Origin of the sequence: Kitasatospora sp. SC0581, from assembly GCF_048159585.1 — a bacterium.
Classification (GTDB): Bacteria; Actinomycetota; Actinomycetes; order Streptomycetales; family Streptomycetaceae; genus Kitasatospora.
Window position 1 is genome coordinate 1 of record NZ_JBLRWA010000171.1, and the last position, 409, is coordinate 409.

A 409-nucleotide genomic window follows, 5' to 3' on the forward strand; every position below is an offset into this window, starting at 1 on the left:
CTAGTGTTCGGTGGGGGTTCGGACCGAACAGGGGGCGGCGCGGGTGGGGGACAGCGGAGCGGCTCAGCGGCTGGCCGAGGACCTTCGGGTTCTGAGGACTGCCTCGGGGTGTTCACTGGGGGAGATCATCAACCTCGGGCTGCAGCAGGTGCCGCCGGCGGGCTTCAACAAGGGTTCGTTGAGCGAGTGGTTCAACGGCAAGGGGGTGCCCGCCGATCGGCAGCAGTTCAAGCAGTTGGTCGAGCTCCTTGAAGCCCGAGCCGCCAGGCGGCAGCCCGGGTACCGGTCCAGAGGCAGCGCGTGGTGGGAGCGGTTGCGGGAGCAGGCTCAGGTTGAGCGTCGGCCGCGGTCGGCTGCGCCGGCGCTGGTGTCCGCCCCGTCCGGCAGTCAGCCGGTGGCGAGTGGCGAC

The 409-nt window shown here is 70.7% G+C and carries 1 pseudogene; it reads left to right on the forward strand.

The annotated features are described in order from the left end of the window. Window positions 1-43 precede the first annotated feature (43 nt). A pseudogene (locus ACLWS4_RS37625) lies at window positions 44-409 on the forward strand (hypothetical protein); the annotation flags it as partial.